The 19,044-nt window shown below is 68.5% G+C and carries 16 protein-coding genes; 8 read left to right on the top strand and 8 right to left on the bottom strand.

What is annotated here, in order from left to right; all coding sequences use genetic code 11:
• Nucleotides 1-317: 317 nt before the first annotated feature.
• Genes ACQP2E_RS11215 through ACQP2E_RS11200 form a run of 4 tightly spaced genes read left to right on the top strand, consistent with a single transcriptional unit; the run spans nucleotide 318 to nucleotide 3,919 of the window.
• A complete protein-coding gene (locus ACQP2E_RS11215; RefSeq protein ID WP_433830574.1) occupies nucleotides 318-2,603 on the top strand; it encodes a sensor histidine kinase in 2,286 nt (761 codons plus the stop codon).
• Nucleotides 2,600-3,001 (top strand): roadblock/LC7 domain-containing protein, encoded by a 402-nt coding sequence (locus tag ACQP2E_RS11210; RefSeq protein WP_111646991.1) that lies wholly within the window; start codon nucleotides 2,600-2,602, stop codon nucleotides 2,999-3,001. Before ACQP2E_RS11215 ends, ACQP2E_RS11210 begins: the two co-directional genes overlap by 4 nt.
• Nucleotides 2,991-3,356 (top strand): DUF742 domain-containing protein, encoded by a 366-nt coding sequence (locus ACQP2E_RS11205; protein WP_433830572.1) that lies wholly within the window; start codon nucleotides 2,991-2,993, stop codon nucleotides 3,354-3,356. The genes ACQP2E_RS11210 and ACQP2E_RS11205 overlap by 11 nt, the downstream gene beginning before the upstream one ends.
• 8 nt (nucleotides 3,357-3,364) lie before the next feature.
• Nucleotides 3,365-3,919, top strand: a complete 555-nt coding sequence (locus tag ACQP2E_RS11200) for a GTP-binding protein (RefSeq protein ID WP_433830570.1) — start codon at nucleotides 3,365-3,367, stop codon at nucleotides 3,917-3,919.
• An 83-nt stretch (nucleotides 3,920-4,002) separates the two neighbouring features.
• Here ACQP2E_RS11200 and ACQP2E_RS11195 read toward each other — a convergent pair whose 3' ends face one another.
• Both ACQP2E_RS11195 and ACQP2E_RS11190 read right to left on the bottom strand, forming a co-directional pair.
• Nucleotides 4,003-5,391, bottom strand: coding sequence for a tryptophanase (locus tag ACQP2E_RS11195; protein ID WP_433830568.1), 1,389 nt, complete (start codon nucleotides 5,389-5,391; stop codon nucleotides 4,003-4,005).
• Nucleotides 5,381-6,460 carry a tryptophan dimethylallyltransferase family protein gene (locus ACQP2E_RS11190; protein WP_433830566.1) on the bottom strand — a complete coding sequence of 360 codons (1,080 nt, stop codon included), beginning with the start codon at nucleotides 6,458-6,460 and terminating at the stop codon, nucleotides 5,381-5,383. Before ACQP2E_RS11190 ends, ACQP2E_RS11195 begins: the two co-directional genes overlap by 11 nt.
• 333 nt (nucleotides 6,461-6,793) lie before the next feature.
• On the opposite strand from ACQP2E_RS11190, the gene idi reads away from it, so the two are divergent.
• The 4 genes from idi (at nucleotide 6,794) to ACQP2E_RS11170 (ending at nucleotide 10,312) form a co-directional block, all read left to right on the top strand.
• Nucleotides 6,794-7,459 carry an isopentenyl-diphosphate Delta-isomerase gene (gene idi / locus ACQP2E_RS11185; RefSeq protein WP_433830564.1) on the top strand — a complete coding sequence of 222 codons (666 nt, stop codon included), beginning with the start codon at nucleotides 6,794-6,796 and terminating at the stop codon, nucleotides 7,457-7,459.
• 188 nt (nucleotides 7,460-7,647) lie between these two features.
• The gene (locus tag ACQP2E_RS11180) at nucleotides 7,648-8,496 is read left to right on the top strand and encodes a family 43 glycosylhydrolase (RefSeq protein WP_433830562.1); all 849 of its coding nucleotides are present in this window, start codon (nucleotides 7,648-7,650) and stop codon (nucleotides 8,494-8,496) included.
• A complete protein-coding gene (locus tag ACQP2E_RS11175; RefSeq protein ID WP_433830560.1) occupies nucleotides 8,493-9,863 on the top strand; it encodes a glycoside hydrolase family 43 protein in 1,371 nt (456 codons plus the stop codon). Before ACQP2E_RS11180 ends, ACQP2E_RS11175 begins: the two co-directional genes overlap by 4 nt.
• Before the next feature lie 71 nt (nucleotides 9,864-9,934).
• On the top strand, nucleotides 9,935-10,312 hold the full coding sequence (locus tag ACQP2E_RS11170) for a YccF domain-containing protein (protein ID WP_433830558.1): 378 nt from the start codon (nucleotides 9,935-9,937) through the stop codon (nucleotides 10,310-10,312).
• 1,659 nt (nucleotides 10,313-11,971) lie between these two features.
• Here ACQP2E_RS11170 and ACQP2E_RS11165 read toward each other — a convergent pair.
• From ACQP2E_RS11165 to ACQP2E_RS11140, 6 genes are all read right to left on the bottom strand, one after another.
• Nucleotides 11,972-12,337, bottom strand: a complete 366-nt coding sequence (locus ACQP2E_RS11165; RefSeq protein ID WP_433830556.1) for a DUF2203 domain-containing protein — start codon at nucleotides 12,335-12,337, stop codon at nucleotides 11,972-11,974.
• A 200-nt stretch (nucleotides 12,338-12,537) separates the two neighbouring features.
• On the bottom strand, nucleotides 12,538-13,356 hold the full coding sequence (locus ACQP2E_RS11160; RefSeq protein ID WP_433830554.1) for a slipin family protein: 819 nt from the start codon (nucleotides 13,354-13,356) through the stop codon (nucleotides 12,538-12,540).
• A gap of 197 nt (nucleotides 13,357-13,553) precedes the next feature.
• Complete coding sequence (locus tag ACQP2E_RS11155; protein ID WP_433830552.1) at nucleotides 13,554-14,738, bottom strand: cytochrome P450; 1,185 nt, start codon at nucleotides 14,736-14,738, stop codon at nucleotides 13,554-13,556.
• Between the two features lie 55 nt (nucleotides 14,739-14,793).
• Entirely contained in the window at nucleotides 14,794-16,620 is a 1,827-nt protein-coding gene (locus ACQP2E_RS11150) for a diguanylate cyclase domain-containing protein (RefSeq protein ID WP_433830550.1), read from the bottom strand.
• Between the two features lie 74 nt (nucleotides 16,621-16,694).
• Nucleotides 16,695-17,813, bottom strand: a complete 1,119-nt coding sequence (locus ACQP2E_RS11145; protein WP_433830548.1) for an FAD-dependent monooxygenase — start codon at nucleotides 17,811-17,813, stop codon at nucleotides 16,695-16,697.
• 41 nt (nucleotides 17,814-17,854) lie between these two features.
• Entirely contained in the window at nucleotides 17,855-18,997 is a 1,143-nt protein-coding gene (locus ACQP2E_RS11140; protein ID WP_433830546.1) for a PucR family transcriptional regulator, read from the bottom strand.
• Nucleotides 18,998-19,044 lie beyond the last annotated feature (47 nt).

The raw sequence follows: 19,044 nt of genomic DNA, 5'->3' as shown, positions 1-19,044 counted from the left end.
CGGTTCCACTCTGGATCACGTCAGCCGTACATGAAGAATTTACGTGTCGCGCGCATCGCACTGACCTGCCGAAACACGGATGCAAACGGGCGAAAGTGGAGGTTCCTTCGCTGGCGAAGATCAAGTCACGACGCTACGGTTTGCACGCACGTCGGTGGGGTGGAGAAAACGCCCGCCGGTCGGTGCTTTCTGCTGCCCAGATTGGATTCACGTTGGCGCCCACACCGGCCGACCAGTCGACCGCACCCCTGAGGCGCTCCCGACGTCAGCAGTCGATCAAACGACGCGTCGTCCGACTGGTCCTCGTACCCAGTGTCGTGGCCCTCTTGATCTGGTTCGCCGCCTCCGGCTACCTGATCTTCCAGGGCTTCTACAACCGCGCGGTCGCGATCTCGGTACGGGACGTCTCGATCCCGGCCGTCTCCGCCCTCTCCTCGATCCAGCAGGAGCGGCGGCTCAGTGTCGCGTACCTGGCCCGGCCGTCGACAAATCTGAACTCGCTGCTCGAACAGCGCCGCACCACTGACGGCCAGCTCACCGAGCTGCGCGAGGTGGCGCCCGGCGCGCTCAGCCAGGCCCCCGACTCGATCAAGAACCAGTGGCAGACCCTGGTCGGTTACCTCGACCAGCTGCCGGCCACGCGCAGCTCGATCGACGCCAGGTCGACCACCCCGGGCCGCGCGTACGACGTCTACAACGAGCTGCTCGACGCCGCCACCACGCTGTTCGACATCCAGGCGCGGATCACCCCGGACGCGACAGCGGCACTCGGCGGTGTCACGTCCGTCGAGATGTTCAAGGCCAGTGACCTGATGTCGCGCGCCGCGTCGACGATGGACGGCGCGTTCGCCGCGAAGGCGCTCGGCCGCGCCGACCACCTGGAGTTCGTCCGGCTGGTCGGCGCGTACCGGTTCGAGCTGGACAACATCCGGGACCACCTGGAGCCGACCGTCCGCGAGCGGCTGCAGACCATGGAGGCGAGCAGCGCCTGGAACGACCTGGAAGGCGCGGAGAACTCCATCATCGCGAGCGCACCCTGGAAAAAGGGCGTGCCGAACGGGGTGACGGTCAACCGGGACCGCTGGGCGATGATCACCGGCACCGTGTCGCAGAGCCTCGTCGACCTCACCATCGACGAAGCCGACCAGGTGTCCGCGCGTACCCTGCGCACCGGTAACAACCAGCTGCTCACCGCGCTGCTCGGCAGTCTCGTGGCGCTCGCCATCTCGATCGGTGTCATCCTCTGGGCGCTGCGCTCGTCCGCGGTCCTGGTCGACCGCGCCCTGTCGACCCGCCTGTCCCGGCTGGGCACCGACGCCGGCGCACTGGTCGACACCCACCTGCCGGCCGTCATGGCCCGGCTGCGCAAACGCGAGCCGGTGGACCTGGAGACCGAGTTCGCCGCCACCGATTACGGCAGCGACGAGATCGGCCAGGTCGCCGATGTCATCCACCGCTCACTGACGGTCGCCGCGGAAGCCGCCGTCGACGAGGCGAAGGCCCGCGCCGCCGGCACCGCGATGCTGATGGGTGTCGCCCGCCGCCCGCAGCGCCCGCTGCAGCGCGGCCTCAAGGTGATCGAGGACCTGCAGGGCCAGATCGGCGACGAGAAGCTGCTGACCCACCTCTTCGACATCCACCACCAGCTCAACCAGACCCGGCGCTTCCTGGAGAACCTGGTCATCCTCGCCGGCGGGCAGATCGGACGGCGGTTCTCCAAGCCGGTGCCGCTGCGCCGGGTACTGCTCGCGTCGTTCGCCGAGGCCCGCGACTACCAGCGGATCAACCTGCGCGGCGCCACCGACGTGGCGCTCGTCGGGTACGCGGTCGCCGAGGTCATCCACCTGATGGCGGAACTGCTGGACAACGCCCTCGCCTTCTCCCCGCCCGGCACCACGGTCTGGGTCACGTCGAGCCGGGCACAGCACGGCGTCGCCGTGGAGATCGAGGACGCCGGCGTCGGCATGAGCCAGGAGGCGATCGACCGGGCCAACACGCTGCTCGCGACCGCGCCCACCCCCGAGGTGACCGAGCTGAAGGACGGCTCGCAGGTCGGCCTCTACGTGGTGGCCGAGCTGGCCAAGCGGGAGGGCCTGCAGGTCAGCCTGCGGCGATCGGCGTACGGCGGCCTGCTCGCGATCGTGCTGTTGCCGGAACGACTGCTGATCCACAACAGCGAGCCGGACGAGGACACCGGTGCGGTGTCGGCGCCGGTCACCCCCGCCGTTCCGCCCGCCCGGGAGGAAGCCGCACCGGCTGCCGCCCCGGTCGCGGTGCTGGAACGGCCTCGACAGATGACACCTGCACCGGACATAGCGGTACCGGCGACAGCGGTACCGGAAGAGGCGTCGGCTCCCAGCGAAACGCGTACAAAAGAAGCAGGGCGACCAGGCAGTAAGCCGCCGCTGCCGCAGCGACGTCCTCAGCAGCACCTCGCGCCCGGCCTGCGGGAAACCGTCGACGAGGAGCCGGAGCAGGTGCTCGCGCCGCGCTCGCCGGATGACGTCCGCAACCGGTTCGCGCGCTACCAGCGCGGCTGGGCCGAAGGCCAAGCAGCCAACAACGAAACAGAAACCACCGCTGAGCAAGGCAGGGACGAATGACCAACCCGACATCTTCCATCGATCTGCCCTGGATGTTGGACGACCTCGTCGAGGTCCCGCAGGTCGTCTCCGTGGTCGTGCTCTCCACCGACGGGCTGATCGTCCAGAAGTCCACGTCGATGCAGCAGGACCTCGCGGAGATTCTCGCGGCCGGCGCGTCCTCGATGTACAGCGTCGCCGCCGGCACCGGCCGCCACTTCAAGAGCGGGCCGGTCCAGCAGGTTGTGATCGAGTACGGCGAGCACACGCTGTTCATCGCGGCGGCCGGGCAGAACGCCCGCCTCGCGGTCCTCTGTGAGCAGGACGTCGACATGGGCATGGTCGCCTACGAGGTGAGCCGGCTGGTCGCCCGGATCGGCGATTACCTGAGCGCCCCGGCCCGCAGTAATGACGGGTGAGGCCTGGGACGGCGACGACGAGACCGCGGCCGGCCGGTTCGTTCCGTTGTACGTCCTGGTCAACGGACGGACCAGCCCTCGTGACACCAACCTGGACCTGGCCACCCAGGTGATCGCGGTTCCGGTCGACTCGAGCCGGCTGGAACCCGAGTATCTCCAGATCCTCAACCGCTGCGGCGGCTGGATCTCGATCGCGGAGATCGGCGCCTACCTGCACATCCCGCTGACCATCGTGAAGGTGATGGTCGACGTGCTGCTCGAACAGGGATACCTGGACAGCGGCGCTCCCGCGCAACACAAAGTCGTCGACATGCGGCTGCTCAACGCAGTCCTGGCCGGCCTCGAACGGCTGTAGGAGACAAGGTGAATCGCACATCGGTCAAGATCGTCATAGCGGGTGGCTTCGGCACCGGCAAGACGACCTTGGTCAGCTCGGTCAGCGAGATCACGCCGCTGACCACCGAAGAGCTCCTGACGTCGGCCAGTGTCGGGATCGACGACGTGACAGGCGTCGAGTCCAAGACGCACACGACGGTGGCGCTGGATTTCGGGCGCATCACGATAAGTCCGGATGTAGTGCTGTATTTGTTCGGTACACCGGGACAGGACCGCTTCTGGTTCATGTGGGACGAGCTCGCCGAGGGCGCGGTCGGCGCGATCGTGCTTGTCGACACCCGGAGGCTGGACACCAGCTTCCCCGCGGTGGACTACTTCGAGCGGCGCGGCATTCCGTTCGTGGCGGCGGTGAACCAGTTCTTCGGCGAGTGCGAGTACACGGACGACGAGATCCGGTCGGCGATGGAGCTGGGCCCGGAGGTGCCGCTGGTCTGGCTCGACGCGCGTGACCGGTCGTCCAGCAAGCTGGCGCTGATCGCCCTGGTCCGGCACGCGATGTCCCGCCTCCCCCAGGCGGCCTGATGGTGTCCGGCTGGCTCGCATGGTTGTCTCGACGAGCGTGAGACAGCCGTGCGAGCCAGCCGGACACGATCCTCAGGCCTGATCTATCCGATCGGCGTCAGGCGGACCTTGAAGTGGCGCAACAGCGGCGGCGCCGACACGATCCGGTAACCGCGAATCCGCTCCGGGTCCTTCGCGATCGCCCCGAGCACCGCGGCGACGTACTCGAAGTGCTCAGCCGTGTAAACCCGCCGCGGGATCGCCAGCCGCACCAGCTCGAACGGCGCCGGCTCGACGACCTGATAGGAGTCGTCGAGCTCGCCGAGATAGAGCGACCCCAGCTCGGCCACCCGGATCCCGCCGTCCAGGTACATCTGGCACCCGAGCGAATGCCCCGGAAACTCACTCGGCGACAGGTGCGGCAGCAGACGACCGGCGTTCAGATAGAGCGCGTGGACGCCGGCGGGCTGGATGGTGTCCACCCCGGCATCGTTGATCATCCGGGCCAGAGCGGCCGTCTGAGCGGCCCGCGAGGCCAGGTACGCCGGGTCGACGACCTCGCGCAGACCGACAGCGAGCCGCTCCAGATCACGGCCGGAGAGACCGCCGTACGTGGAGAACCCTTCGGTGGCGATCAGGTTCGCCTCGCACTGGGCGAAGAGCGCCTCGTCGCGCAGGCCGATGAGGCCGCCGATCGCGGTGAGCCCGTCCTTCTTCAGGCTGATCAGGCAGCCGTCGGCCAGCTGAAACGCACGCGTGGCGATCTGCCGGGGCGTCCAGTCCTGATAGCCGGGCTCTCGCTGCCGCACCAGCCACGCGTTCTCCGCGAACCGGGCCGCGTCCAGGAAGAACGGCACCCGGAACTGCTGGCAGAGCGCCTGTACGGCCTCCAGGTTGGCCATCGAGACCGGCTGCGCGCCGAGCCCGTTGTTGGTGATCGTCATGAGCACCAGTCCGACCCGCGACCCGTCCGGGCCGCTCAGAACCTCTTCGAGCGCCTCCAGGTCGATGTTGCCCTTGAACGGCTCGGCCGAGTCAAGATCGCGAGCCTCCCGGCAAGGCAGGTCAAGGGCGGTCGCGCCGGCAATCTCAACGTTCGCGTGTGTCGTGTCGAAGTGCGTGTTGCTGACGCAGATCTGCCCCGGCGACAGCAGGCTGGAGAACAGGATCCGCTCACCGGCCCGGCCCTGGTGCACCGGCAGCAGATGCGGGTACCCGGTCAGGTCGGCGACCTCGTCCCGGAACCGGAACCAGGAGCGCGCACCCGCATAGGACTCGTCGCCCATCGCCGCTGCCGCCTCCTGCGCGGACGACGTGGCGCCGGTGCCGGAGTCCGACAGCAGGTCCACGGTGATCTGGTCGGACCGCAGGTTGAACGGGTTGTACCCGGCCGCCTCGATGGCCTCCCGGCGCTGCTCCGGGGTGAGGAACGGGATCGGCTCGACCACCTTGATCCGGTACGGCGGCGGCAGCGGTATGTGGTCAGCGGACAAGGGACGCTCCTTCGAAAACCTGATATGCCTCGGACGACAGGTACACGGTCATGCCCGGCCGCGGCGGGCCGAGCCTCAGCGAGACGTGCGCGATCAGGCCGACGCCACTGTCCAGCGACCGGCTGGTGACCGCCGCGATCGCCTTGTCGAGCATCGCCGGATCGAATCGGTAGCGTTCGAGCAGCGGCAGTACCCGCTCCCGGGCCTCCTGGTCGTCCGCGACATAGCTGCGGATCGGCACGTAGATGCTGTAACCATTAGGCCGCTCGGCGCCCTGCGTGATCGTGTAACTGCCGACCAGCGGCCGCCCGGCGAATCGCCCGGCTCGCCCGGCCCTCTCACAGAACTCGGCCACCTGCCCGGGATCGACGCCGTCCACCACCGAGGCGGCGCGGGCCACGTCGCCCGCTTGCGCGTCATGGTGCGAGATGTACAGCTTCACCCGGGCCTGCGGCCCGTCCTGAAGATCAAGAGCGAAGAACGTCAGCCGATCTTTGCGGCCCAGCTCACCCGGGCGGATGGCCTGGCCCACCATCATTTGGTACGCGGAACCGAGGCCGAGCCGGTCGAGCGCACGCGCCACCAGATCCGGCGAGCGCTCCGCACCGTGAACCTCAGGGTTGAAGTAGACCTTGAACTCGGGCGGGTGCCCGCTGCGGAACACCAGCGACAGCCAGAGCACGAAGTCGCCCTGTGGCGTCTCGGTGGCGAACAGGTCGCGTACCGCTTCGAGCCGGCGCGTCGAGAGGCCGTAGCGCTCCGCCTGGGCGCGCAGGAAGTCGTAGGTGGCGAGGGCGTTCGCGCGTACCCCCGGGGTGGTGCCGAACGCCTCCGCGAGAATGCGCAGAGCGGGCGGTTCGCTGTCGTTGTACGCAATGGAGAACTCGATCGGCGTGTGGTCGTCGGCGACGTCGGAGGGCCATGCGGGCGGCGCGTCCAGCGGTCGTGAACCGTGTGCGCCGAGCAGTTCGGAAAGGAGCTCCACCGGCGTAGCGGGATCGATCCCGACAACGTCGCAGAGCCGGCGTATCTGACCGCCGAGGTGATCAAAAACAGACACGTCCTGCATCTCGACCCCTGTTATCCGGCAGCCCGCCGGCCGCCCGGTCGCCCGCCCCCCGCGGCCGACCAACCCTGTTTCTCTGCCACTAATCGTTAATTGGATCAACGCGTTTAGTCGAGTGCGACATAGATCACAGTGGACGGAAGTAACAGTCCGCAATGGTTAACGCGCAATTACCTGAGGTGATCCGCACCCGGCCGGAAACAAGGTGAGAACCTCTCAGGATGCACGGAGCGTACTCGATAGATGATCTTCGACGGAAGCCCGGAGGTACCGGATGCCTTGGGGTGCAACGTGACAGAACCGGTCATGCTCCACTGTGTTAACTAACTACTCTCCGTGTCTGGCGGATCTCTCGAACACCAGTTAATCTGCAGTTGCCGGACGTTCTTTTTCTCCGCAAGAACAGGTAAGACCGTGGAACATGTCATTTTGCTCGACGAATCCGGCACGGCTGTCGGCGTTGCGGACAAACAAACAGTTCATACCGATTCGACGCCGCTTCACCTCGCGTTCTCCTGTTATATTTTCGATTCTTCCGGCCGTTTTCTGGTGTCCCAGCGAGCGCTGAGCAAGAAGACCTGGCCGGGCATCTGGACGAACAGCGTCTGCGGCCATCCGGCGCAGGGTGAGGCGATGACCGACGCGGTCCGCCGGCGCGCCTCGTTCGAGCTGGGGCTCACCCTCGACGAGGTCCGTCTGGTGCTGCCGGCGTTCCGATACCGCGCGGAGCTGCACGGCGTCGTGGAGAACGAGATGTGCCCGGTCTTCTACGCCACCGTCAGCGCGGAGCCCGACCCGAACCCGGACGAGGTCGAGGCGACCCGCTGGACGACGTGGGACTCGTTCCGCGCCGAGGCGTCCGACGAGACGTTCTCCCCGTGGTGCCGGCTCCAGATCGCGGAGCTGACGGCGCTCGGCGAGGTGCCCGCGCAGTGGCCCGCCGGCGACCCGGCCGGCCTGCCGAAGGCGGCCCGCCCTGTGGTGGTCTTTCCAAGACATTGACAGTCGTCGTGTGATCGTTAACATGGACGAAACACGAGACGATGGGACTCTCCCGATGCCCTGGAAACTCGTACGTCTGCTGTCTGTAGCGGCGCTTGCCGCCTTCGCTGCCCTCGTCGCCGTCCACGCCGCGGGCCAGACACTCGTCCTCTGAGCTGTTAACGCTCGCTCCCCCATCGGAGGCTCACATGAGACTTCTGACTGCCTTTCTCGCGCTAGTTCTCGGCGCCCTCATCGCACCGCAGCCCGCCTCGGCCGCCACCACCCTGATCTACGCCACCTTCAAGGGTGACGGCGCCGCCGACCAGGAGCTCTGGGTCTACCAGTCGACAAACGGCGGCACGTCGTACAGCGTCCTGTCCGACACCAACTTCCGCGGGCCGACCGGTGTGCTGCGCGACCCGAGCATCCTGAAGTACAACGGGCGCTACTACATCGCGTACACGGTCCAGTCCTGGACCACGAACTCGACCTACTTCACCATCGCGACCAGCACCAACCTGACGTCCTGGACCAACGTCACCAGCATTCCGGCCGGCATCTCGGGGGCGAACTACACCTGGGCCCCGGAGTTCTACGTCGAGAACGGCGTCGTCCGGGTCATCACCAGCGTGGCATCCACCGCCTGCGCCTGGTGCTTCCGGCCGTACGTCTACACGGCCCAGAACACCGCGCTGACCAGCTGGAGCGGGCCGTCGCAGATGTGGGGCCTGGGCACCAACCACATCGACACGTTCGTCGTGAAATCCGGCAGCACCTGGCACGCGTTCACCAAGAACGAGACCACCAAGTACATCGAGCACTGGACCACCACGGCCAACCTGTACGAGGGCTGGATCAACCGGGGCAACCTCTGGACCTCCGGTTACGAGGGACCGTCCCTGGTCAAGCTGGACAACGGCAGCTGGCGCATCTACGTCGACAAGTACACAAACGGTGGTGTCTGGACCGCGACCAGCTCCGACCTCAACACCTGGACCGGCCTGAGCGCCGTCGGCTGCTCCGGCTGCCGCCACGGAACAGCGACAGCGAAGTGAAACGCCGCGACCTTCTCGCGGCGCTCGGAGGCGCGACCGCCGGGGCGCTCATTCTGCCCGGCGCGGCCAGGGCCGCGACCTATTCCGGGTACGCCATGGCGTACTTCACCGAGTCACCGACGATGGCCGGTGCCAGTTACCGCGTGCATCTGGCGGTCAGCGGCGACGGGCTGAACTGGACCCCGCTGAACCAGAACGCCCCGGTCGCCACACCCACGCTCGGCAGCGGCGGGCTGCGTGACCCGTTCATCCTGCGCAAGCAGACCGGCGGATTCGTGGTCCTGGCGACCGACCTGAACGGCACCGACTGGGCGTACCAAAGTCAGCATCTGCACGTCTGGGACTCCCCTGACCTGCGCACGTTCACCGGGTACCGGCTGCTGAAGGTGCACTCGCTGGCGACCCACGCATGGGCGCCCGAGGCGGTCTGGGACCCGGCCCGGAGCCAATACGCGGTGGTTTACTCGTCGGTGGTCGGCGGTCGCAATGTGCTGATGGTCAGCTACACCACTGATTTCGTCACCGCCACGACCGGCCAGGTCTTCTTCGACCCCGGTTACGACGCCATCGACGGAAATTTCGTGACAGTCGGTGGTGTGAACTACATGTACTACAAAAATAATACGAACAGTAGTTTACTGGGCACGCGATCCACTTCCGTCAACCCCGGCAGCTTCTCGGTCTACACCGGCGCGATCACGCCGGGCCGGGGTGTCGAGGCGCCGCAGATCGTCAAGTCGAACACGGCCGAGACGTGGCACATGTGGGGCGACACCTGGAGCCCCAACGGCCGGTTCTTCTGCTGGCAGTCCACGAACGTCGCCGGTGGATCGTGGTCGTTGCTCAACGATCGGCTCTACACCCAGCCGCTGAACTCCAAGCACCCCGGCATCACGCCGATCACCGCGGCCGAGATGTCCGCGCTGACCACCCGCTGGGGCACACCGGCCTGGAACCGGGTCAAGTCCTACAACTATCCGGACCGGTACATCAGGCATGCGAACAGTGTCGGGCGGATCGACACGTACCCGTTCGACCCGTACCAGGATCAGATGTGGACCCTGGTGCCCGGCCTCGCCGACCCGGCCGGGGTGTCGTTCCGGTCGGTCAACTACCCGGACCGGTACCTGCGGCACTCGAACTACGCGATCGTACTGGCGGCCAACGACGGGACCAGCACGTTCGCCGGCGACGCCACGTTCCACCGGGTGGCCGGCTGGGCCGACTCCGGCTGGACGTCGTTCCGGTCGCACAACTTCCCGGATCGCTATCTGCGGCATTCCGGGTACGTGCTGCGGATCGACCCGATCACCAGCTCGTCAGCGGCGGCCACGAAGCAGGACGCGACTTTCCGCGTGGGTTACTGATCCCTCTCTTTCTACTGCTCCTACTACCGCGGCAATGACAGAGGGTGGCACGGGTACGTCACGCTGTAGAGGTGATCCGCTTGATCCTCAACGTGCTCTGGTTCATCTTCTTCGGCTGGGCGCTGGCGCTGGCGTACGCACTGGCCGCCCTGATCAGCTTCATCCTGATCGTCACGATCCCATTCGGCGTGGCGTCGCTGCGCCTGGCAATTTATTCGGCGTGGCCCTTCGGCCGCACCATCGTCGACGATCCGGGTGCGGGGGTGGCGTCCGGCCTGGCGAACATCCTGTGGCTTGTTCTGTTCGGGTGGTGGCTGGCGCTCGGCCACATCGCAGCGGGCGTCGCCCAGTGCGTCACGCTCATCGGCATCCCGTTCGGCATCGCCAACTTCAAACTGGTCCCGGCCGCCCTGTGGCCCCTAGGCCGAAACATCATTGACGTCCCCTAACAGCCGAGACACACCCAAAGCCACCCCAAGCCGACGCGATCCGTCCCGCCCCGGCCAGACCGAGCGGGCCGGCCGGACCTTGCCGGGCGGGCCGGACCTTGCCGGGCGGGCCGGACCTTGCCGGGCGGGGCCAGAGCAGCCGGGCCGGGCGGGCCGACCGGGCGGGGTGCCGGCGCAAGATCGTGTCCGGCTGGCTCTACGGCTGTTTCACGGGCTTTGAGACGACCGTGGGGGCCAGCCGGAGTGGATCTTGTGAGCTTGTGCCGCCTGGCCGACCGCTCGGGTTTCGCCATTTGTGGAGCGGTAGCGGGTTCGCGGCGGCGTGCCGGTTTCTTGGGGCGAGGTGCCGCTCGGAGATCTTGTGCGGTTTGGCCGGCTGATCGACCGCGAGTGCACGAGATTGCATGACAGCCACCCATGGCATGTCGGTTTCGGGTGGTTGGTGAGCGCTGTGGCGAAGCTCTGCCACTACAGCAGGTGGACGTGCCGGATCTTGGAGGCTCGTGGGTGTTCCATGCCCTGTTCCCTGACCCACAGGTCTCCAAGGTTCGGCCGACGCGGTGCTTCACAATTTCGACGTAGTGAAGGCGGTGCTTCAGAGTTCCGACGTGGTGAACGCGGTGCTGCACGTCCGACGTGGTGGCGCGGAGTTTTTCGGATCTTGTGGAGTTCGGCGAGCCGTTTGCGCGTAACTCCGCAAGATCGGCTGGGCCTTTTCGATCTTGTGGAGTTGTGTGGACACGTCTGCGGGGAATTCCACAAGATCCAGGCCGAGCAGAGCGGCGCGGCGCGGCGCGGCGCGGCGCGGCGCGGCGCGGCGCGGCGCGGGGCAGAACGGCGCGGCGCGGGGCAGCGCGGCGCAGAGCAGCGCGGCGTGGGGTGGGGTGCCCGCGGCGGATGGCGTCGGCGCCCGGCATGGCGGTGAATCTTGCGTCGTGGCTGATCGCGGTCTGCGTCGGGAAATCGCGTCGGTTTGGCGGATCCGCAGGGTCACCAGTTTTCAAGCGATGGGCCCGGTCGCCGGGCGGGACCGCAAATGGCAAAAGTCTAGTGCCGCTGCGCCAGCCACAAACTCACGAGGTTGGCGCACCTGCCTGCCACTGGTGGCTACGAATGCTCTCTGGAGTGTCTTTTGGAGACAGCCACGGGACGCTATAACGCGCGTGATAGCAGGTCAGCGGTGTTGACCTGAAGATGTCATTACCCACAGTTAGTTCATCTTGCCGACAGTGACATGGCACCTGAGTGGACCTACGGTTAACAGCGGGCAAGCAGTGGCACTCACCGGCGAGGGGAGGCATCTCATGGCGAAGAAGTCGAAGAAGGACAAGAAATAGGACAAGAAGTCCAAGAAGAAGTGACTCGCCTGGGGTGGCCCGCCGTCGCGGGCCGCCCCAGCGTCACACCCGCCGCCCGCCGCCCGCCGCCCAGCGCCGACGCGCGACGCTCGGCACCCGACGCGCGACGCTCGGCACCCGACGCTCGGCACCCGACGCTCGGCACCCGACGCTCGGCACCCGACGCTCGGCACCCGGCGCGCGGCACCCGCGCGCGACGCTCGGCACCCGACGCCCCGGCACCTAGAGGCCGGCCGGGGTTGAGCGTCTGTTCGGCTAAGGCGGAGGGTTGTCCCCGGAAAGCCGCAGCGGGGGATCGAAATCAGTCAGTGAGGCGGCGGCGGCCTGCGAAGCCCAGATCGGCGCGGTGATACCACGCGAGATCGGTGTCGCCTTCCAGCCAGCAGAGCAGCACCGGGACGCCACCAAGATCAGCGGGGAAGTCGACAAGCAGCGGCGCCACGCCCTTGAGCTCGGCGCCGGTCTCCTGGACCTCGGTCATCAGCTCGTTGAGCCGGGCCTCCGCGGCCTTGCGCTCCGGCAGACCGCCCAGGTCGGTGGGCTCACCACCCGGAGCCAGCGCAGCGGTGAGCTCAACCAGGTCGGCGCGGACGGACACGATCTCATCCAGCACCGGGCGCAGCCGCGTCAGCTCGGAGCGGGCCTGGTCGAGCGTGAACAACCCCATGAGGGAAGAGTCTGTCAAACCCCGCGCAGGCGGCCACGGTGGGTGCGCCGTGGCCGGCCCGTGCGTAGGGGACTCGGTGCGCGACGGTGGCCACGCGACCGATCAGAAGCGGTCGCGGCGATCGCCGCTTCCGTTCTGGTCGGACGCTATCCATCGGCGGCCGGGACGCGGTAGATCACGGACTGACCATCACACCGATGTTATGGCGTCTCGGAAAGCGAGACGTGCTTGTCGAACCCGATGTACAGCCGGGCCTCCGCGTTCGCACCGAGCGCGCCCAGCGTCTCCAGCTCGCGCAGCCGCAGCAGGGCCGGGTGCTGCGCGTACGCCTCAGCGGCCTCGGCGAGCCGGCGCAGCGCGTCGACCTCGGCATCGGCACGGATCCGCTTCGCGGCGGCGTCGGCCTCGGCGGTACGCCGGGTGGTCTCGGCCCGCGACGTCGCCTCCAGAGCCTCTCGCTCGGCCCGGGTACGCGCCTCGACCATCTGCGCCTCGGCCAGCCGCTGGGCAGTGAGCACCCGGTTCATCACGTCCTGCAGGTTGCCCGGGAAGACCAGGTCCTTCACGTCCGCACGGATGATCTCGACGCCGTACCCGGCGGAGACGCCCTCGACGTCGCGCAGGATGTCCTCGCTGAGCTGGTTGCGGTTGGTCAGGATCGCTTCGAGCGACATGGACGCCAGCGACCGGCGGGCGGCGAGCTGCACGTCGCTGTAGACGCGGTCGGCGTAGTCGGCGACCCGCTCCACGGCGGCGACCGGGTCGGTGACCCGGAAGTGAGTGATGATGTTGACCCGGACCGCGACCTTGTCGGCCGTCAGGATCTCCTGGCCCTTGATGTTGAGCTCGCGCTCGCGCAGGTCGACCAGGGCGATGTCGACACGGGGCACCCGGCGGCCCAGGGCACGCCGGCGCGGCAGCTCGTAACGGCCCGCTTCCAGCACCTGCTCGAACCGGCCGTCGACGTACTTCAGACCACGGAATCCACTGCGGATGATCACCTCGCGGTTGGTGGACATTTTTCACCTCATAATGGGATATGCAGAAAGCTTAGGGTGGCCCCGCAGCGGATCCGATGTGAAGGATCGGTCGCCTAGAAGGCAGCCGGACGAGCGTGGTTTGAGCGCCAATGCGTCCGTTGCGAAAGGACTCGCTTCTGAAACCGCCGGGGCCACCCAGAGGATGACAAACCTCGGTCAGTCCGCACAACGCAATATCACCAGCGGACCATGACCCTCTCCAGGCCACCGACGATCAGACCCTCGCGGCGCGGCAACTCCTCCGCGGGACCGTCGAGGCGTAAACCCGGGAGCCGGTCCAGCAGCGCGATCAGCGCCACCTGCATTTCGGTACGCGCAAGAGCCTGCCCGATACACGAATGCGGACCCGCGCCGAAAGCCAGATGCGGGTTGGGCCGGCGCGCCAGATCCATGTCATCGGCGTGCTCGAACGCCGACTCGTCCCGGTTGGCCGCCGCCATGCTGTTGATCACCGTAGTGCCGGCGGCCAGTTTCACGCCGCTCACCTCGATGTCCTCGGTGATGTACCGAGGCATGCCGAACCCCGGGTTCGCGTCGAACCGCAGCGCCTCCTCGACGGCGGTACGCACCAGCGCCCGATCCGCCAGCAGCCGCTCCCACCGCGACCGGTCGGCCAGCAGCATCGCCACCATCTTGCCGATCATGTTGGCCGTGGTCTCGTGGCCGGCGATCAGCAGCCCCTGCGCGGTGCCGAGCAGCTCCAGCGTGGACAGCTCGTCGTTCGTCACGAGGTCGCTGATCAGGTCGTCGCCGGGGTTCGCCCGGGTCGCCTCGATGTGCGCCCAGAGATATTCGCCGAACTCCAGCTGCGCCGCGTTGATCTCCTCCTGACCGTACCGGGTGAGGCTCAGCATCGTGTCCGACCAGTACGCGAACCGGTCCCGGTCACTGTCCGGCACGCCGAGCATGTCGCAGATGACCCAGACCGGCAGGGGAAACGCGTACGCCTTGACCAGGTCGACCGGGCCGGGCCCGAAGCCGGAGATCAGCCGCTCCGCCATCGCCGCGATCCGCGGTTCCATCGCGACCATCCGCTTCACGGTGAACCAGCGGCCGACCAGGCGCCGCCATCGCTGGTGCGCCTCGCCGGTCGGCGTCATGCTCGACTGCTCGGCACCGAACACCCCACCCGACTCCTGAGAGGTGACCCGGGCCGCGCCGTCGGCGTCGAGCTGCCGGGTGAACCGGGGATCGCTGAGAACCTGCCGCACGTCGGCGTACCGGGTCAGCAGCAACGCCTGGTCGCCGCTCGCCAGGCGTACCGAAGCCACCGGGCATCCGGCGCGGAGCTCGGACCACTGCGGGGGCGGCTCCAGGGCCGCGGGCTGCGCGAACGGGTACTCCGGCAGGTCGGTGTCCATCTTCGGAGCCTGCCCATGACAGCGACAGACGTCAATGCAGGGAATCAGAAAAAGCTCAGGATGGCACGATCGCCGGCTCCGGCGCCGCCTGCACCACGTTGCGGCCGCCGTTCTTGGCGGCGTACAGCGCCTGGTCGGCACGTTCCAGGAGTTGTTGCGGCGACTCCACGCCGTCCCATACCGCGTACCCGATGCTGCATGTCTCGTCGTCCGGCGTCGCGAGCCGGACCCGTTCCAGGGTCGCGAAAGCGGCCGCGCCGTGCAGGGCGATCACGAACTCCTCGCCACCCCATCGGGCGATCACGTCGTCGCCGTGCAGCTCGCCGGCGAACGCCACCGCCGCGCGCTGCAGCAACTCGTCACCGGCCACGTGTCCGTGGGTGTCGTTGTACCGCTTGAACCGGTCCAGGTCGGCGATCGCCACGGTGATCGTGCGGCCTCGGGCGAACAGCGTCGCCAGCCGTTCCTGCCAGGCCCGGCGGTTGGGCAGGCCGGTCAGGGTGTCGGTGAACGCCATCTGCTCGAGCCGGCGCAGCAGCCGCTCGTGCTCCATGGCGAGGGCCGTCTCGTCGGCGAGCATGGCGACGGCACGGGCCCGGTGGTCGCTGACCGACGCGACGCGGCTGCGCCAGCCGACCACCAGGACGGCCAGCACGGCACCGTCGGCGATCACCGGCTGCCACAGCATCGACCGGCCGTCGACCATCTTCAACAGGGCCGGGGAGACGCGCGGGTCGACTGTCGCGTCCTCGAGGAAGACCGGCTGCCCGTCGGTGAAAACGCGCGAGGTCATCGAGGTGCCGTCGAGCGGGATCCGGGTCCCGAGCACCTGGGCGCCGAGCGCGCCGGTGACGAAGAGCGCCTCGGTGCCGCTGGGTTCCATCAGGCTGACGCTGTCCGCCTCGGCGAGGTCCCGGATCGCGCCGATGATCGTGTTGCGGGCGTCCTCGCCGGTGCGGATCCGCCGGGCGGCGAGCGAGACCGCGGCGAGCAGCCGGTCCGAGTCCCGGACGGCCTGCTCGGCGAGGTGCCGGTCGGTGACGTCCTGGAGCTGGATCAGGGTCCAGGTCGAACTGTGCCCGACGGTCGACCAGACCCAGCGAACGGTGCCGTCCGGTCGCTCGAAACGCTGCTCGGTGGAGTCCTCACCCGGTTGGTACGCCGAGCAGGCAGAGCCGACGAGCTCGTCGGCCGACCGGCCAACCAGGTCGCAGAAGGCCTGGTTGGCGGCGGCGATCACACCCTGCTCGTCAACGATGGCGATGCCGGACGGCGAGGCGTGGAACAGGCTGCCGAACCGGTCGGCGACCGCGGAGATCTCGTCGCGGGCGTTGCGCAGCTGCCGCTGCCGGCGACGCAGCGCCTCGTTCAGGATGATCGCGACCAGACCGGAGATCCCGAGCTGCACGGCCCAGTACCCGAGCTCGTCGCCGCGCAGCCCGGGCACCCAGACGACACCCGCCGCCCAGCCGGCGCAGCCGAGCGTGGTCGCGGCCAGAAACGTCCGGTGATAGCGCAGTACGACCGCGATGCCGACGAGCGTGAGCATCAGCGTGGTGGTGTAGTGGATCTGCCCGGTGATCGCGACCTGGGCCACCCCGTCGAGCACCGGCACGTAACCGAGGTGGTCGCCCCAGTCGGGTTGCCCCCAGCGGCGCGGCAGCGGGATCGCCGCGATGACGAGCAGCCCGGCGGTCAGCGCGGCGAGCACGGTCGTGGAGACCCGCGCGTACCCGTCGAGCATGACGAAGTTGGTGATCGCGAGGATCACGTAGAAGCTGGCGAAGGCACCGCGCATCCATCGGGTCGCGGCGAGGTCGGACGCGTCCGAGGAGGGCACAGCGAAGGAACCGCCGTGGTCCTGCTCCCGACCAGCGCTCAAGGCAAACCTCCTCCGCCGCCCCAACGCTTGTCGGTAACTATCCGGCTAACCTGAATAAAACCGTCTAATCACTCTCACTTCAGGTCGACGGTTCGCAGGGATTCGTACGCTCCCCGGTAGACGCGGGGGCCGATCACCGGCATCAGCGGGTTGCGCAGCCAGGCCGGCAGGCCGGCCGCCTTGGCGAACCGGTCGGTCGCGGTCCGCACGTGGGCCACCCGGGCACGGCGTTTCGCCTCGTACCGCGCGCCGGCCGTGTCCCAGTCGCCGGCGGCCAGCACGTTCGCCAGGACCAGCGCGTCCTCGACGGCCAGGGCCGCACCCTGCGCCCAGACCGGCGCGGTGGCGTGCGCGGCGTCGCCGACGAGCACGCAGCGGCCGGACGCCCAGGACGTGGCGCGTACCTCCTCGATCGGCGAGTGGTACAGCGTGCCCGGGTCCTTCTCGATGTGCGCCAGGACGGCGCGAACCGGATCGGGGTAATCGCGGAACGTCTCGTGCAGCCAGGACGGCTCGGCGCCGATCGGGCCGCCGCGGATGCCGGACGCGTACCCGTACACCTCGTGATCGTCCACCGGGATGAGCAGGAACGCGCCGCCGGCGCCGGACCAGACCGTCCAGCAGTCGACGCCCGGGTTCGGCGCCATGAATCGCCAGCTGGCGGCGCTGAGCAGCGACTCGCGGGTGCTCCCGCCGCCGAAGACGCTGGCCCGGACGACCGAGTGGACCCCGTCGGCGCCGGCCATGAACGCGTACGTCTGCATCTCGTCGGTGTCGAAGGCCGCTTCGGCGCCGGCTCGCGCCGGACGCACCTCACGCACGGCGGCGGGCGAGCGCATCGCATCGTCCAGGCCGTCGCCGAGGAGCGCCAGGAGATCTTTCCTGGGTACGCACCGCGGCTGCGCGTCGTCACCCCAGAACTCGTCTTCGTCGACGGCGAAGAGCAGGCGGTCGCGGGTGGAGCGGTATTCCCGGCGGCGGGTGGGCCGGCCCAGTTTCCGCAGGCCGTCGCCGACGCCGAGGGCGGTGAGCGCGGTGATCGCGTTGCCCGGCAGGTTGATCGCCAGCCCCGCGGTGCCGGCGCCGGGGACGGAACGCTCGGCGATCTCCACCGGGATGTCCCGCTCGCGGAGTGCCCGGGCCAGTGCCAGGCCGGCGATCCCACCACCGACCACAAGAACGGAATTATCCATTTTGGAGACAATAGAGCAGAGTCCGACCGTTTTCTGGCAGATCAACGACGGGTCAGCACCAGCAGCAGCTCGAACCGCGTGTCGGGATCGTCCAGATCGTCACCGAGCAGATCCCGGAGACGGTTCAACCGGTAGCTGACGGTCTGCGGATGCACGAACAGCTCGGCGGCCACTGCCGTACGCGATCCCCAATGCCGCAACCAGCTCTCCAGGGTGACCAGAAGCTGATCGCGCTGGCCTGCCTTGAGCCCCGCGAGGGGCGCGAGGCGGCGCGCGGCGAGCACGGCGAGCGCGCCGGTCACCCCCCGCAGCGCGAGAGCCGCGAAATGGTCGTCGGCGAAGACCGGGCCGGCGTCAGGCACGGGTTTGACCAGCTCCGCGGTGCGTTCGGCGAGGCGGACCGCCTCCGGGGTCTCGGACCAGGCCAGGGCCGGGCCGACCACCGCTTCCCGGCCGCGCAGCGCCTCGGTGAGCGCGACCCGCTCGGCGCGCGGGCCGGCCCGCAGCAACAGGACCGCGTCACGGCCGCGTTCGGCGACCACGCCGTCAGCACCGAACCGGAACCGGGCGTCGCGGGCCTGGTCCGGTGGCAGCAGCACCGGGACGACCAGGTCGAGGCTGAGCCAGCCGATGCCGGCCGCCGCGTCCCGGGCCAGGTCGGGCGGCGCGCCGCCACGCAGCAGCAGGTCGGCCATCTGCCGGCGGCGGCGGTCGCCCTCGCCGGCCTGCTCGCGCAACTGCCGGGCCAGGCCGTCGGTGCAGGCCGCGGCGAGCTCGTCGACGTAGGCGCTCGTCGCGTCGGTCAGGTCGATCAGCTCGTCGACGGTGATCGGACGCAGTGCCGCGAGCGACTCGGACGCGGTCCGCAGCATCAGCCGGGCCGCCGTGCGCAGCGCGCCGAGCAGCATCTCCGGCCCGCGGTTCTCCCGGGCCTCGGCGGCGCCGAGCGCCACGAAGACCTCCCGGATCCCTGGCGGCAGCGCCGGCTCGGCGGTACCGGCCAGGTCCAGGAACCGGTCGAGGGCCACCTGCACGGCGGTACGCACGTCGCGCTCGAACTTCGCGCCGCCGTCACCCTGCAACGCGGTCGCCGCTGTGTCGGCGATCGCCTGGACCGTGGCGGGCAGCCGGGGGCGCATCGCCGGCGCGAGATCAACGGACAAGCGTTGCCAGGGTGTTTCCATCCCTGGATTTTGTCACCCGGTGATAAAGGTACGGTCGCATCTTGCTG

Source organism: Actinoplanes sp. CA-015351 (assembly GCF_050955685.1).
Classification (GTDB): domain Bacteria; phylum Actinomycetota; class Actinomycetes; order Mycobacteriales; family Micromonosporaceae; genus Actinoplanes.
The sequence above is the reverse complement of the archived record's forward strand: the minus strand, read 5'-3'. Positions and strand labels throughout refer to the sequence as shown.

Coding starts and splice junctions, on each gene's coding strand:
- ACQP2E_RS11160 (WP_433830554.1), bottom strand. CDS start 13,356: ATGTCCACCAACCGCGAGGTGATCATCCGCAGTGGATTCCGTGGTCTG.
- ACQP2E_RS11190 (WP_433830566.1), bottom strand. CDS start 6,460: ATGCAGGACGTGTCTGTTTTTGATCACCTCGGCGGTCAGATACGCCGG.
- ACQP2E_RS11165 (WP_433830556.1), bottom strand. CDS start 12,337: ATGGGGTTGTTCACGCTCGACCAGGCCCGCTCCGAGCTGACGCGGCTG.
- ACQP2E_RS11205 (WP_433830572.1), top strand. CDS start 2,991: ATGACGGGTGAGGCCTGGGACGGCGACGACGAGACCGCGGCCGGCCGG.
- ACQP2E_RS11145 (WP_433830548.1), bottom strand. CDS start 17,813: ATGGATAATTCCGTTCTTGTGGTCGGTGGTGGGATCGCCGGCCTGGCA.
- ACQP2E_RS11140 (WP_433830546.1), bottom strand. CDS start 18,997: ATGGAAACACCCTGGCAACGCTTGTCCGTTGATCTCGCGCCGGCGATG.
- ACQP2E_RS11210 (WP_111646991.1), top strand. CDS start 2,600: ATGACCAACCCGACATCTTCCATCGATCTGCCCTGGATGTTGGACGAC.
- ACQP2E_RS11180 (WP_433830562.1), top strand. CDS start 7,648: ATGAGACTTCTGACTGCCTTTCTCGCGCTAGTTCTCGGCGCCCTCATC.
- ACQP2E_RS11155 (WP_433830552.1), bottom strand. CDS start 14,738: ATGGACACCGACCTGCCGGAGTACCCGTTCGCGCAGCCCGCGGCCCTG.